Origin of the sequence: Phenylobacterium sp. (assembly GCF_016793225.1) — a bacterium.
Taxonomy (GTDB): Bacteria; Pseudomonadota; Alphaproteobacteria; order Caulobacterales; family Caulobacteraceae; genus Phenylobacterium.
In genome coordinates this window covers 1-14739 of the sequence record NZ_JAEUMN010000079.1, presented here as the reverse complement: position 1 = coordinate 14739, position 14739 = coordinate 1, and the positions used below count along the sequence as shown (strand labels likewise).

The window sequence follows — 14739 nt, the reverse complement described above, 5'->3', positions numbered from 1 at the left end:
CCCGCTTGACGGTAAGGAGGTCAAGACCCCGCCGGCGGTTCCCGGCGCAGCGCCGCCAGCACGTGGTGCGGATGGCTGAGCGCGAGGAAACGGCCGGCGTCGGCGATCACGCGCAACTCCGCATCCGGCAGGACGTCGCGCCAGTAGACCGCCACCCGCTGGGGGTCGTGCATGAAGTCGTGAGCCCCCACCAGGACCGTCCATCCCTTCGTGCCCCGAACGGTCGGCGGCCGGGTCCCGCGGGCGAAGGCGACCTGCTCGTTGATGATTCCGGCGTGGCGGCCCGTGGCGAAGGTCCGGACCGCGCGGAAGTAGTCGCGGGTCAGCTCGGGGTCCTGCAGGGCGGCCTCGTCCGGCGGACTCCCGCAGACGTCCCGCTGCAGGCGGCGGATGAACCCCTCGGCCGTGACCCCGCGCGTGAGCGGTCCGGCCAGGAGGCGGATCACGGCCGGGTTCCGCTGGAACGCCTGCTTGGTGAGGTTGACGCCGCCCACGCCGCGGCCGCTCGCGGCCATGTGCGGGTCCGGGTTCACCAGCACCACCCGGCCCAGCCGGCCCGGCGCCGCCTGGTGCAGGGCCAGGACGAACTGCGCGGCGCCCCGGGCGACCAGGTCGGTCCGGTCGATCCGCAGGTGGTCGAGCACCCGGACGACATCGTCCGTCGCCGCCGCGAAGGGGTCGTGCGCGCCGGCCTCCAGCCCGGCGATCTCGTCGGTGAGGCCGAAGCCGGGACGGTCGATGGCGATGGGCCGGTAGCCCTCGGCGTGCAGGGCGCGCAGCAGGCCGCGGGCCACCACCCGGGTGGTGGTGCTCGAGTGGACCACCAGCACGGGCCGGCCGGACGAGGGCCCGTAGTCGCTCACCGCGATCCGCCGCCCGTCGGGACGGCGAACCAGCAGCAGCGGCTCGGCGGTGTCCGCGAAGCCGATCTGGCCACCCGTGGCCTCGGTCAGCCAGCGCAGCGCCCGGGCTTCCACGACCTTGCGCGAGAGCGCGCTGGCCGTGGACACCTGCAGCATCAGGTGGACGCGCTCCAGGTCCTTCCGGACCACGGCCTCGCTGACCGACAGCACCGCGGCCGCCGTCTTGCGCGACGCACCGCCCGCCACCAGCCCGGCGATCGCCGCCTGCCTCGGCGTGAGACCCCACAGGTCGCCCAGCACCTCGCTGGCGTCGGCGTCGGGCAGGACCCCGAACGCCAGCGACATCAGCTGCGTCACCAGGGCAGGCAGCCGTCGCACCCCCGCGCGCGCCAGCGCCTCGGCGAGCGCCTCGCGGGCGGTGTTGTAGGAGACGCCGGCCGCCGCGGCAGCGGGCCGCACGCCCCCGGTCCGGACGATCTCGGTCACCACGCGGGTCTGCAGGCCGTTCAGACCGTGGGCGCGGCAGGCGGCCTCCAGCGGCGGGGTCACGTGTGCGGCGTGGCTGGTCAGCACGACCACCTGGCCGGGGCGCGCGACCGCGGCCTCGTGCACGCCGGGCGGCAGCCGCCAGCCCGTGGCCCGCTCGGCTCGCGCGTACAGGAAGACGGCGCTTTCCTCCGCGCCCGCGAGCGCCACCGGCGCCGAGACGGTGGCGTCGCTGTGCAGCACGCGGCGGACGATCTCGGCGTCCACGCACGCCGGGCCCTCCATGCCGATGAACGCCGGCGTCGCGAAGCTGGTCTCGCCGTGGCTGTCCACCACCGCCGCCGCGATGCTGTCGAGGTTGAACAGCGGCGTGGATTCCGGCTCCAGGCGCGTCAGGTCGTACGCCTCGCCTTCCGTCGTGCGGAGCAGCGCCGCCAGATCGGCGAGGGCTGCCTCGTCCGCCTCGCCCTGCGTGTCACCAGCCATGGCCGGCAGGGTACGCCGCAACGCTCGGTCCGCGAAGCATCGTTCGCGGAACGCTAGTCCCGGCCGGGCGTCCTGAGCTTGCGGTCGAAGAAGTCGAGCGTCTGGACCGCCCGATGCATCCGGTTCATCGGCGTCCACCCGCCGCGGTGACGAAGCCCCGGATAGACCATGGTCTCGAAGGGCGTCCCCGCCGCCTGCAGCGCGAACAGCAGCCGGGTCGTGTGGTCGAACGTGACGTTGTCGTCGGCCATGCCGTGGACGATCAGGACGGCGCCCGGCTTCAGCTTAGAGGCCCGCGACGTGAGCTCGGTGGCCGCGTAGCCGGCGGCGTTCTCCGCGGGCGTTCCCATGAAGCGCTCGGTGTAGTGGGTGTCGTACAGCGCCCAGTCCGTGACCGGGGCGCCCGCCACTCCGGCCCGGAAGGGGCTGTCGGGCGCGGTGAGCATCAGCAGCGTCATGTAGCCGCCGTAGGACCAGCCGGTGACGCCGATCCGGTCCGGGTCGACGAAGGGCAGGGACTGCAGGTAGCGGGCGCCCGCGATCTGGTCTTCGACCTCCAGCTGGCCGAGTCGCCGGTCGATGGCGGTCTTGAAGGCCACCGAACGGTTGGGCGTGCCGCGGTTGTCGAGCCGGAACAGGATGTAGCCGGCGTCCAGCAGGATCTGGTCCTCGGGCGAGTGCCAGGTCTTCTGCACCCGGGCCGACCCGGGCCCGCCGTAGACCTGCACGATCACCGGGTGCCGCTTCGAGGGGTCGAACCCCGGCGGCGTGCGCAGCGACCACCAGAGGTCCTGGCCATCGGCGGCCTTGATCGTCCCGAACTGCGGTTCACGCAGGCGTTCGGCGTACGGCCAGAAGGGGTGGCCCGCCTTCAGGGCGTTCTCCTCGATCCACCGCACCCGCACGCCGTCGGCGCGGTAGAGCGCGGTCTGCGGCGGCGTCTTCGGATCCTCGTAGGTCCCGACGAAGGCGCCGCCCTTCTCGGCGACGGCCACGGCCCACACGCCGCCGCCGGGCGTCAGCGCCTTCGGCGGGCCCGGGGTACGGTATGAGACCGCGTACAGCCGGTTCTCGGTCGGATTGTCCTTCCGGCCGAGGAAAAGCACCCGGCCCGTGGCCTCGTCCACGCCCTCGATCTTCTCGACCGCCCAGTCGCCCTGCGTGACCTGGCGGATCAGGCGGCCGTCGGGGCCGTACAGGTAGAGGTGCAGCCAGCCCGACCGCTCCGAGGACCATAGGAAGTTCCCGTCCTTGAGCGGCCGGAAGTCGTTGGTCAGGTCCACCCAGTGGGGGCTCGTCTCGGAGAGGATGACCTTCGAGGCGCCGGTGGCCGGGTCCACGGCCAGGATGTCGAGGCGGCGCTGGTCGCGGCTCTGCCGCTGGACGTAGAGCGTCCTGCCGTCCTTGGCCCAGGCGACACGGGCGAGATAGATGTCGGCGTTGGGCCCGAGGTCCACCTTCACCCGGGGTCCCGCCAGGGGCTGGACGAAGAGGTCCACCCGGGCGTTCGGCCGTCCGGCGCGGGGATAGCGTTGGGCGACGACCTGGGCGCCGGTGGCGTTCACCTCGGGCCGCGGAACGACGTCGACGCCCGTCTGGTCCACGAACGCGACCGCGATGGCCCGATCGTCGGGGCTCCACCAGTAGCCGGTCGATCGGTCCATCTCCTCCTGGGCGATGAACTCGGCCGTGCCCCAGCTCTTGAGCTCCGTCCCGCCCTCGGTCACCGCGCGTTCCGGACCGCCCGAGGCCGGGACGATGTAGAGGTTGTCGTCGCGGACAAACGAGACGAAGCCGCCCTTCGGCGACACCTTCGCGTCGATCTCGTCGGCGGCCGAGCGGGTGAGCTGGCGGGCCTGGCCCGCGGCGATGTCGTAGACCCAGAGGTCGCCTTCCACGGGCGCCAGGATCATCCGGGCCTGGTCGTCCCAGGCGTAGTCGACCACGCCCCGCGTGGCGACGCCGGCCCGCTCGCGGCGCGCCTTCTCGGCCTCGGAGAGCTCGCGGGCAGGGGGCGCGAGCTTGCGACCGTCGAGCAGCATCCGCGGCTCGCCGCCGGCCACGTCGGCGATCCACAGGTCCGAGATGGTGAGGTCGTCGGCGCGGGTCTTGATGTAGGTGACCGCCTTGCCGTCCGGCGACAGCTTCACGCCGCGGGCGCGCGGGCCCGAGATGTCGGGACTTTCGAAGACCCTGAGCGGGGGAAGGCGTTCGGCCATGGCGGGGGTGAGGGGCGCGGCGGCGACGAGGGCGGCCGCGAGGGCGGCGGTGAGCAACTTCATGGCGGGGTTGAACAGGGAAGCCGGCCGCTTGGCAATCTCCCGTCCGGCCGGCGCCGGCGCCGCCTGCGGCGATCGCCATGGAATGGCGCGGCAAGCGGGGCGCTCGTGACGGTCGGCGGTCACAGGCGCTGGGTTCGTGGCGCCGCTGAAACGGAGGGCGCAATCGTCGGCCGAGCCGGCTGCGGCAGAGTGCGGGGCATGAGGACGCCATTGCTGCACCGTCTCTTGGGCCCCGTCGCGGCGCTGGCGCTCGCCGCACCGGCCATGGCGCAGACGCCGGCCAGATACACCCTCGACACGCCCATCGAGCAGTTGATGGAAGACCCGGTCACCCTGGCCTGGCTCGATCGGCACTTCCCCGGCCTCTCCGAGCGGATGAGGGACCCGGAGGTGGCGACCATCTTCGCGGGGGTCAGCATCGAGGGACTGGCGATGGATCCCGACCACGGGCGCGCCTTGACCCCCGAGGTGATGGCGAAGCTAAAGGCGTCCCTCGAGACGACGCTCGCCAAGGCGGCCGCCGCCCGCTGAGGGCTCGACTTGTGACCTCCGGCGGTCTACCTCGCCGCCATGAGCGACGAGACCCCTCCGACCCTTCCCGACCGGCTGAGCGTCGATCCCCGCAGCCCCTACTACGACGAGGCGGTGCTGCAGCGGAACGTGGGCGTGCGCTTCAAGGGGCAGGACAAGACGAACGTCGAGGAATACTGCGTCAGCGAAGGCTGGGTGCGGCTCTCCGTGGGCGCGTCCAAGGACCGTCACGGCAACCCCCTGACGGTCAAGCTCCAGGGGCCGGTGGAGCCCTACTTCCGCGAGGGCTGAGAGGCCAGCCGGTCCCCGGCGGCCCGCCGTCCGCAGCGCCGGCAGGCTGGATCCGGGACGTCCTGCGCTTCCGACCGTCCCCACGCCGCCGCTCGTCGCGCGTCTTGCGTCATTGTCGTGGCGCGGGCGCCACACAACGCGCCGGATCGACCGGTCGCATCGGTGCGTGACCGTCGCGCAACGGAATCCCGGCGCCGAATGGCGAAGCCGCGGCGGCCAGCGAAAATCCTGCAAAGACAGAAGCATAGATGCAGGCTGAAGCGTCCGGCGGCGCGCCCTGCCTGAACGTTATTCATGCAATGGGTGAGGCGATCTCCCTAATCCCCCGGCCGGGGCCTCCCTAGAGGAAACGCAGGCAGCGGCATGGGGCGCCGCAGCACGCGCGCGTCCCGACATGTCCGCTGACAGCAGCACGCACCTCCCGCGGCGCGACCGCCGGGGCAACAGGGGACCGGAGTTCCATGGCCTATTCCATTCGCCAGCGCCTGCTGGCCACCACCCTCATCGCCGGGGCCCTCTCGGCCGCGGCGCCGTTCGGCGCGGCCGTCGCCCAGACCGCCGAGGAGGGCACGGAGGTCGGCGAGATCGTGGTCACCGGCTCGCGCATCCGGCGCGACACCTTCAACGCGCCGCAGCCGCTCTCGGTCGTCACGGCCGAGACGATCCGAGAGGCCGGGCAGGTGTCGGTGGGCGACGTGCTGATGGAGCAGCCCAGCCTGAACCCCAACCAGAACGCCCAGACCACCTCGGCGACGCTGTTCCTGGCCGGCCAGACCCGCGCCGACATCCGCGGCCTGGGCGCCCAGCGGACGCTGGTGCTGATGGACGGCCGCCGCCTGCCGTTCTCGGACGCCTCGTCGCCCGCGGTCGACCTGAACACGATCCCCTCGCTGATGATCGAGCGGGTCGAGACCATCGCGGGCGGCGCCTCGGCGGTCTACGGCTCGGAGGCCATCGCCGGCGTCGTGAACTTCATCATGAAGAAGGAGCAGCGCGGGCTCGAGCTCGACGTCCAGGGCGGCATCGCCCAGGAGGGCGACGGCGAGGAGCTCCGGGTCGGCTTCAACTGGGGCTCGAAGTACTTCGAGGACCGGCTCAACGTGCTGGTGGGCGGCGAGTACGCCAGCATCGACAAGATCATGGCCCGCGACCGCGACTTCGCCTTCCCGGGCGTGCGGCGCAACAACGCGGCCGGCGTGACGACCCAGAACGTCGTCCCGAACTCGCGCACGAACCTGTCGCCGTTCGCCACCTTCCAGCTGCGCAATTCCAACGTCACCTCGACCGACACGGTGGTCGGCGGCCTCGCCGTCAGCCGTGACCTGCGCGACAACGGCGCCTCGCTGGTGCGCCTGTCGCCGGCCTGCGCGACCGGGGTGGTCCTGCCCACCTGCCAGGACGCGTCGCTCGTCTACAGCCAGCTGTACACGGCCCTGCAGGGCAAGGCGAACCGCGCCGTCCTGCGGACCTATGTGGACTACCAGATCACCGACACCTGGAAGGCCTTCGTCGACGCGAGCTACGTGAAGGTCTCCGGCTACGGCTACTTCGTGCCGGCGTTCTCCAACGCCAGCGGCGGCGGGACGATGCCGATCGTCATGCGGGGCGACAACGCCTACCTGAACGGTCCCGGCGCCACGGCCGCGGCGCTGCGCGCCGTGTGGACGGGGCCCGTGAACGGTCCGAACGGACAGCCGCTGCCGTTCGCCCAGCGGGGCGCGGGCCTGACGCTCACCCAGGCGAGCGCCGTCAACGTCGGCAAGATCTGGGAGGAGTTCGGCTGGCGCGACGTGAAGACCGAGCGCGAGCAGATCCGCATCGCCGGCGGCATGGAGGGCGAGTTCGAGACCTTCGGCCGCCAGGTGAACTGGGACGCCTACGTCCAGTATTCCGACCTGGCCGGCAAGACGACCTCGTACAACGTCCCGAACCTGGCGCGCGTCCAGCAGGCGGTGGACGCGGTTCTGCTCAACGGGCAGGTGGTGTGCCGCGACGCGGCGGCCCGCGCGGCCGGCTGCGCGCCCTGGGACCTGATCAACGGCCCGTCCCGCGAGGCGATCCTGTGGTCGAACGCCAACTCGGCCACGGACCAGGACGTCTCGCAGACGGTCGCCGGCCTGAACTTCACCACCAGCCTGTTCGAACTTCCGGCCGGCCCGGTGGGCGTGGCTTTCGGCGCCGAGTACCGCAAGGAGAAGAGCCGCTTCGCCCAGGATGCGCTGGGCGCCTCCGCCGCGCTGTTCATCAACGCCATCGGCACGCGCGAGGGCGAGTACGACGTGAAGGAGGCCTACGGCGAGATCCGCATCCCGCTCCTGAAGGACGTTCCGTTCGCCGAGGAGCTGACGCTGGAGCTGGCCGGACGCGTCTCGGACTATTCGACGATCGGCGGCGCCGACCAGTACCGCATCCACCTGGAGTGGGCGCCGATCGATGACATCCGGTTGCGCGGCTCGCAGAGCACCGCGGTGCGTGCGCCGAACATCGTCGAGCTCTTCGCGCCGCAGAGCCGGAACTTCACGACCGCAGCCACCGACCCGTGCGACGCGGCGGTGTTCGCGGGGGCGACCGCGGCCCAGCAGGCGGCGCGGCGCGTCACCTGCGCGGCGGCGATCCCCGGGTGGAACTCGGCCACCTTCCAGTCGAACTTCGGGACCGGCCGGCCGTCGCTGCCGCTCACCGTGGGCGGCAATCCGGACCTCGGTCCGGAGACGGCGCACACCTACCAGTACGGCGTCGTGATCCAGCCGCGCTGGGTCCCGAACCTCCAGATCTCGGCGGACTTCTTCAAGTACAACGTGACCCAGCAGGTGGGCACGGTGCCGATCAACACGCTGTTCCAGGGCCTCTGCTACGACTCGACGCAGCCGATCGCCTCGAACCCGTTCTGCGCCCAGATCGTGCGGGACCCGACCGGCGTGAACACCGGCGTGGTCGGCGGGGTCACCGAGGTCTTCCTCATCAACCAGAACGTCGCCAGCGTGAAGGTCGAGGGCTGGGACTACGCGGTGTCGTACGGCTTCCGCACCGAGGATCTGATGGGGCAGGACTACGGCGACGTCGCCCTGCGCCTGGACGCCACCTGGATGTACCGCTTCCACCTGCAGGGCCTGCCGGGCCAGGCGTTCACCCAGCTCGCGAACTCGATCAACAACGCGCTGGCCGAGTGGAAGGTGAACGCCACCGCCCGCTGGACCTACGGCAAGGTGTCGGTGACCTGGAACACGCTCTGGATCGACTCGATGATCGCCAACAACGCGTTCCAGCCGAACCAGCTCGACCCCTACTACACGGGCGACTACTTCCGGCACGACCTGCGCGCCACCTACCGGATGAACGACGACATCGTCTTCCGGGCGGGCGTCATCAACCTGTTCGACCGCGAGCCCCCCGGCCTGCCTGAGACCTACAACGGCACGGGGCTCGGCGCCTCGCAGTACGACAACCGCGGCCGGTTCTTCTTCGTCGGCGCGAACCTGAACTTCTAGGCCCCGATCCGGGACGGCCGCCGAGACGGGACCCCCTTTCCCTCGGGAAGGGGGTCTTCGTCGTTCCGGGCGGGGCGCTACTCCTCGTCGTCCTCGAGCGGCGGCAGCGGCTCGACCTTCAGCGAGGTGATGCGGGCGCCCTTGCGGGCCTCGACCCGGAAGCGATGGCGATGGAACGTGAAGGCCTGGCCGACCTCGGGGATCGCCTCGGCCTCGTGGATGAGGAGCCCGGCCACCGTCACCGCCTCGTCGTCGGGCAGGTTCCAGTTCATGGCGCGGTTGAGGTCGCGGATGGTGACCGCGCCCTCGACCAGGACGCCGCCGTCCGCCAGCGGCTTCACGCCGCGCGCCACGACGTCGTGCTCGTCCTCGATCTCGCCCACGATCTCCTCGAGGATGTCCTCGAGCGTGACGAGGCCCTGCAGCGCGCCGTACTCGTCGACCACCAGCGCGAAGTGGACCTGGCGCTTCAGGAAGGCGGCGAGCTGGTCCTTCAGCGTCGTGGTCTCGGGGATGTACCAGGGCTCGCGCAGGATGGCCGACACGTCGACGGCGCCGATGTCGCCCTCGGCGTCGGCGAGCGCGGCCAGCAGGTCCTTCAGGTGCAGGACGCCCACGATGTTGTCCGGCTCGTCGCGGTAGACCGGCAGGCGCGTGTGGTTGGCGTCGAGGGCGGCGCGCAGGAGGTCGCGCGCGGGCAGGGCGCCGTCCAGCGTGGCCATGGACCGGCGGTGGATCATCACCTCCGAGACGTCCATCTCGCCCAGGTCGAGCACGCCGCCCAGCATGTAGCGGTCGCGGGTCTCCACGAGCCCTTCCGAGTGGTGGTACTCGACCGCGCCGCGGATCTCCTCGTGGGCGGCAAGCACGTCGGCGCCGGCGTCGAGCTTGATCCCGAACGGCCGCAGCGTCTGGCGCACGATCCACTGCGCGCCGTCGGCCAGCGGGCCGAAGATGCGCACCAGCCAGGTGGTCGGGATCGACAGCGTCCGCGCGACGTCGTCCGCGCGGGCGATGGCGATGGTCTTGGGCAGGATCTCGCCGAAGATGACCACCAGCACCGTCATGATGGCCGTGGAGATCAGCGGGCCGAGGGCCGAGCCGGGCGGGAACAGCGATGTCAGCACCGCCGTGGTCAGGGCCGAGGCCCCGATGTTCAGGACGTTGTTGGAGAGCAGGATCGCCCCGATCATGGTCTCCTGGTTGCCGATCAGGCGATTGACCCGCCGCGCGGCGGCGTCGCCTTCGCGTTCCAGCTGGTGCAGCCGGCCGCGGCTGGCGGCGGTCATCGACGTTTCCGCCGCCGACACCAGCGCCGCCAGGGTGAGCAGGATCAGCAGGGACGGCGCGAGCGCCCCAAGGACCGCCCAGATCACGCGAGAGCTCCTTCAGCGGCCAGGAAGGCGCGGACCGCGTCCGCGTCCACGTCCTTGGCGACGAACGCATCCCCAAGCCCGCGGGCGAGGATGAAGGTCAGGCGCCCGGCCTCGGCCTTCTTGTCCTGCGCCATGTGGGCCACCAGCCGGCCGGCGTCGAACGGATGCCCCGGGACGGCGTCGAGCGTCGTCGGCAGGCCGGAGGCGCCGATGGCCGCGGCGGCGCGCCCGGCGTCCTGGCCGGTCGCCAGGCCCTGGGCGGCGGAGAAGCGGAAGGCCAGCGCCATGCCGACCCCCACGGCTTCGCCGTGCAGCAGCGCCTCGCCGTAGCCGGTCTCGGCCTCGAGGGCATGGGCGAAGGTGTGGCCGAGGTTGAGCAGCGCGCGGCAGCCCTGTTCGCGCTCGTCCGCGGCGACGATCTCGGCCTTCATCTCGATCGACCGCGCGACCGCGTGGGACAGCGCCGACGGTTCGCGGGCGAGCACCTCGGCGACGTGCGCCTCGAGCCATTCGAAGAAGGCGAGGTCGCCCAGGAGGCCGTACTTGATCACCTCGGCGTAGCCGGCCCGCATCTCCCGGTCCGGCAGCGTCTCCAGGACGGAGAGGTCGGCGAGCACCAGGCGCGGCTGGTGGAAGGCGCCGACGAGGTTCTTGCCGCGGGGCGTGTCGATGGCGGTCTTGCCGCCGACCGAGGAATCCACCTGCGCCAGGAGCGTGGTCGGGATCTGCACGAAGTCGACGCCGCGCTTGTAGATCGCCGCGGCGAAGCCCGCGAGGTCGCCCACCACGCCGCCGCCGAAGGCGGTGACGATGTCGCCCCGGTCGAGCTCCAGCGCCAGCAGGCGGTCCATGAGGTCGGCCAGGCCCTCGAAGCTCTTGGTCTGCTCGCCCGGGGGCACGACCACGGGCAGGGCCTCGACGCCGCCGGCGGCCAGCCCGGCCGTGAGCCTTTGCCCGTGCAGCGCCCAGACGGTCTCGTCGCTGACCACCGCGGTCCGGCCTCGCCGGGCGAAGGGCGCGATCCGGCGGCCGGCGTCGTCCAGCAGGCCCTGGCCCACGAGCACGTCGTACGCGCGCTCGCCCAGGCCGACGGGGATGGTGCGGCTCATCGGGCGGTCTCGCCCAGGTGCGCCTGCAGCGCCTGGATCACCTGGCCCACGGTGATGTGATGCGCCGCGTCGCCGGTCTCCACCGTGATGTCGGCCTCGGCGTAGACCGGATACCGCGCCTCGGCCTGGGCCTTCAGGACCTCCAGCGGATCCTTGCCGGCGATCAGCGGACGATTGTCCTTGCGGCCCACGCGCCGGGCGAGGACCTCGAGGTCGGTCTTGAGCCAGATCGACACGGCCTTTTCCTTGATGAGCCCGCGGGTCTCGGGGCTCATGAACGCGCCGCCGCCGGTGGCGAGGACATGCGGCGGCCCTTCGAGCAGGCGGGCGATCACCCGGCGTTCTCCATCGCGGAAGGCGGGTTCGCCGAGCTGGGCGAAGATCTCGGGGATCGAGCGGCCGGCGGCGGCCTCGACCTCGGAGTCGGCGTCGCGGAACGGCAGCCCGAGCGCGGTGGCGAGCCGGCGCCCGACACTCGACTTGCCCACGCCCATCAGGCCCACGAGAGCGATGGTCCGGCGGCGCAGAGGTTCGTAGCGGTCCATGAACGGGAGAGCCTTTACACGAGCCTGTGTGCTCGCGCCAATCCGGGGTCGTGGCTAGGATGCCGTCCATGTTGCGCTTCGTCCTTCCCGCCCTGTTCGCCGCCGCCCTCTCGGGGCCCGCCGCGGCGCAGGTGGAGGTGGTCCAGCTCGCCGCGCCGGACGCCTTCTCGACCCCCGGCCGCGACACGGGGCTGCCCGCGGACCTCTGGGCCGGAACGCCCATCGACACCGCGCGCGCCGTGCTGCCGCAGCTCGCCGCCAAGCCGCTGTCGCCGGCGGCCGCCCATCTCGCCCGCCGCGTGCTCGCCACGGGCGCCAAGGGGCCGGACGGCTCGGCCGGCGACGAGGCCCTGGCCGGGCAGAGGGCCACGGCCCTCATCGCCCTGGGCGACGTGGGCGCCGCCACGCGGATCCTCGACCGGGCGCCCGGCGTCGACCGCAACGCCGAACTGGCGCGGGCCGCGGCCGAGACCGCGCTGCTTTCCGGCGACACGGCGCGGGCCTGCGGCGTCGCCGAGCGCCTCGCGACGAACCGCGGCGACATCTACTGGATACGGCTGCGGGCCTTCTGCCAGCTGGAAGCGGGCCAGGCGCCGCAGGCCCAGCTGACCTTCGAGCTCGCCCAGACCCAGGCGCGGGACGCCGTCTACGGCCGGCTGATGTCGGCGCGGATCGCGGGCACGCCGCCGGGCGCGGCCTCGGCGCGGAACGGGCTCGACCTGGCGCTCTCGCGGGCGCTGAACCTCGACCTGGCCGCCGCCAAGCCCGCGCCGGCGGTGGCGGCGGCGCTGGCCGGCGGCGAGGCGCCGCCCACGCCCGGCTTCGACACCACCACGATCGACGCCGAGATCGGCGGCCTGGCCGCCGCGGTCCGGGCGGGACTGCCTCCGGAGGCCGGCGTCTCGGCCCTGATCGCCGCGGCGGCCGAGGCCGCGGACCCCAAGACCCGCGCGCGCCTGCAGGCGGCGGCGCTGCTGGTGTCCTCGCTGGCCAACGACCTGCCCGGCGCCGACCGGGCGAAGCTGGCCGGGTTCGCCGTGCCGGAGGGCAAGGCGCCCGCGGGCCGCAACCAGGCGCTGGAGGCGGCGTCGGACACCCGGCGGGCCGGCGAGGCGGCGCTTCTGGCGCTGTGGACCTGCGCGGACGCCGGCGCCGCGGGGCCCGCGACGGCCGACCGCGCCCGCATCGTGCGGACCCTGGCCCGCGCGGGCCTGGCGGACGACGCACGCCTGTTCGTCCTGGAAGGGCTGGCGGCGCTGAAATGAGCGGCAGAGGGGCCGACTGGGTCGACGCCTTCCTCGAGATGATGGCCGTGGAGCGCGCGGCGGCGCGCAACACCCTTTCGGCCTACGCCCGCGACCTCGCCGACGCCGGCGCCTATCTCACGGCGCGCGGCCCGGGCCTGGCGGCCGCGACCGCCGAGGACGTGGAGGCCTATTTCGCCGCGCTGGGCGCGCGCGGGCTGTCGCCGGCGACGGCGGCGCGGCGGCGGGCGGCGGTGCGCCAGTTCTACCGCTTCGTGCTGGGCGAAGGCTGGCGCGACGACGATCCGTCCCGCCGCGTCGAGGCGCCGAAGAAGGGGCGGCCGCTGCCGAAGGTGCTCACGCGCGAGGAGATGGACCGGCTGATCGCCGCCGCATCCGCCCGCGACGGCGCCCAGGGGCTGCGGTTCGGCTGCATGGTGGAGCTCGCCTACGCCTCGGGGCTGCGGATCTCGGAGCTGACGGCGCTGCCGCTCGCGGCGCTGGCGCGGGACCCCTCCTACCTCATCGTGAAGGGCAAGGGCGGCAAGGAGCGGCTGGCGCCGCTGAACGACAAGGCGCGCGCGGCGGTCCGGGCCTATCTCAGCGAACGCTGGCGCTTCGTGCCCAAGGGGGAGAAGACCAACCCCTGGCTGTTCCCGTCACGCGGCCGCGCCGGCCGGCTGACGCCGCGCCGCTTCGCGCAGGTGCTGGACGAGGCGGCGGCGGGCGCCGGAATAGACCCCGAGCGCGTGAGCCCGCACGTGCTGCGGCATGCCTTCGCCACCCACCTGCTGGAAGGCGGCGCCGACCTGCGGATCGTCCAGAAGCTGCTCGGCCATGCCGACATCGCCACCACGCAGATCTACACCCACGTGGCCTCGGACCGCCTCCGCGAAGTGGTCCAGACCCGCCACCCGCTCGCCAGGAAGAAGTAGCGCGGGGGAGGGGGGCTGTTGGGCGGAAGCCCTGCCGGCTACCCCCTCCCCGCCGGCGCGGTGCGCCGCCGGACCTCCCTCGAGGGGGGGAGGATCTTGGGGGGAGGGTGCTCCCCCTCTGGGGGAGCTCGCGGAGCGAGAGGGGGTCCTGGGGCGAAGGCCCTGCCCGCCACCCCCTCCCCGCCGGCGCGATGCGCCGCCGGACCTCCCCCGAGGGGGGAGGATCTTGGGGGGCGAGGGTGCTCCCCCTCTGGGGGAGCTCGCGGAGCGAGAGGGGGAGCGGCGGGACTTGCACAGGTCAGGCGTGCAGCCGCCATCACCCCACGCCGTCATCCCGCGGCTTGTCCGCGGGATCCATGCCGGCGGCTGCGGGGCGGTCGGATGGCGCGGCAGGGGTCCTGCGACGTCGGCCGGCTCACAGCCGGCGGACGCATGGGTCCCGCGGACGAGCCGCGGGATGACGGGGGCGTGCGGGGGTGCGGTCCCGCGGGGGCGCCGGGGATTTGGGGGCTTTACCAGCCGCTGTCGCGCATGATCTGGCCGGGGCGGAGCTTTTCCCAGGGGGGGATGTAGGGCTCCGGCGGGGGATCGGGGGGTCGGGGCGGAGGTTCGGGCGCGGCCTCGGGAACGGGGCCGAAGTCGCCGACGTCGGCCGGGTAGGCGGCGTCGTGTGTGTCGGCGTCGTCGTCGCCGTCGGGCTGATCGTGGAGGTCGAACTCGTCGGCGAGGCGCTGCACGAGGGCCTCGACGGGCGTGGCCAGGAAGTCGTCGTCGTGGGCGAGTTCGGCGAGGCGGGGCTCAAGGTCTTCCCAGACGTCCAGCGCCTCGACCTGTCCGAAGCGGCCCCACACCAGGCGGGCGAGGCGGTTGTCGACGCGCTTGCGGTGATGCTCGCGGGCGGCCTCGTCGGCCTTGCGGGCGCGGACCTCGGCGGCCTCGGCCTCGCGGCGGGCGCCGGCGGCGGCCTCGGCCTGCTCGCGGTCGAAGCGCTGCTTCAGGAGGACGACCTGGCCGACGGTGCGGGCGAAGGCGTTGGCCGTGCGGCCGCAGCGTTCGAAGCCTTCGATGTCCTGGCCCTCGGCGGCATGGGCCATGAGGCCCCT

At 72.9% G+C, this 14739-nt stretch carries 11 protein-coding genes; 5 read left to right on the top strand and 6 right to left on the bottom strand.

From position 1 onward, the window contains the following. Positions 1-20: 20 nt before the first annotated feature. Both JNK30_RS09075 and JNK30_RS09070 read right to left on the bottom strand, forming a co-directional pair. The gene (locus JNK30_RS09075) at positions 21-1835 is read right to left on the bottom strand and encodes an alpha/beta fold hydrolase (protein ID WP_293481822.1); all 1815 of its coding nucleotides are present in this window, start codon (positions 1833-1835) and stop codon (positions 21-23) included. A gap of 53 nt (positions 1836-1888) precedes the next feature. Beyond that, positions 1889-4117 (bottom strand): S9 family peptidase, encoded by a 2229-nt coding sequence (locus JNK30_RS09070; RefSeq protein WP_293481820.1) that lies wholly within the window; start codon positions 4115-4117, stop codon positions 1889-1891. A 198-nt stretch (positions 4118-4315) separates the two neighbouring features. Here JNK30_RS09070 and JNK30_RS09065 point away from each other — a divergent pair, with 198 nt between their 5' ends. The 3 genes from JNK30_RS09065 (at position 4316) to JNK30_RS09055 (ending at position 8427) form a co-directional block, all read left to right on the top strand. After that, positions 4316-4648, top strand: coding sequence for a hypothetical protein (locus tag JNK30_RS09065; protein ID WP_293481818.1), 333 nt, complete (start codon positions 4316-4318; stop codon positions 4646-4648). Positions 4649-4687: 39 nt separating this feature from the next. Further along, complete coding sequence (locus JNK30_RS09060; RefSeq protein WP_293481816.1) at positions 4688-4939, top strand: DUF3297 family protein; 252 nt, start codon at positions 4688-4690, stop codon at positions 4937-4939. 461 nt (positions 4940-5400) lie between these two features. Continuing rightward, entirely contained in the window at positions 5401-8427 is a 3027-nt protein-coding gene (locus JNK30_RS09055; protein WP_293481814.1) for a TonB-dependent siderophore receptor, read from the top strand. Positions 8428-8504: 77 nt separating this feature from the next. On the opposite strand, the gene JNK30_RS09050 is transcribed toward JNK30_RS09055, so the two are convergent. Genes JNK30_RS09050 through JNK30_RS09040 form a run of 3 tightly spaced genes read right to left on the bottom strand, consistent with a single transcriptional unit; the run spans position 8505 to position 11457 of the window. After that, positions 8505-9803 (bottom strand): HlyC/CorC family transporter, encoded by a 1299-nt coding sequence (locus JNK30_RS09050; protein ID WP_293481812.1) that lies wholly within the window; start codon positions 9801-9803, stop codon positions 8505-8507. Next, entirely contained in the window at positions 9800-10912 is a 1113-nt protein-coding gene (gene aroB / locus JNK30_RS09045; protein ID WP_293481810.1) for a 3-dehydroquinate synthase, read from the bottom strand. Before aroB ends, JNK30_RS09050 begins: the two co-directional genes overlap by 4 nt. Further along, positions 10909-11457 (bottom strand): shikimate kinase, encoded by a 549-nt coding sequence (locus JNK30_RS09040; protein WP_293481808.1) that lies wholly within the window; start codon positions 11455-11457, stop codon positions 10909-10911. Before JNK30_RS09040 ends, aroB begins: the two co-directional genes overlap by 4 nt. 68 nt (positions 11458-11525) lie before the next feature. On the opposite strand from JNK30_RS09040, the gene JNK30_RS09035 reads away from it, so the two are divergent. Further along, entirely contained in the window at positions 11526-12722 is a 1197-nt protein-coding gene (locus JNK30_RS09035) for a hypothetical protein (protein WP_293481806.1), read from the top strand. After that, positions 12719-13636, top strand: coding sequence for a site-specific tyrosine recombinase XerD (locus JNK30_RS09030; RefSeq protein ID WP_293481804.1), 918 nt, complete (start codon positions 12719-12721; stop codon positions 13634-13636). Before JNK30_RS09035 ends, JNK30_RS09030 begins: the two co-directional genes overlap by 4 nt. Positions 13637-14148: 512 nt before the next feature. Here the strand turns inward: JNK30_RS09030 and JNK30_RS09025 are convergent. Further along, a partial coding sequence (locus JNK30_RS09025; protein WP_293481802.1) for a hypothetical protein occupies positions 14149-14739 on the bottom strand: 591 nt, incomplete at its 5' end.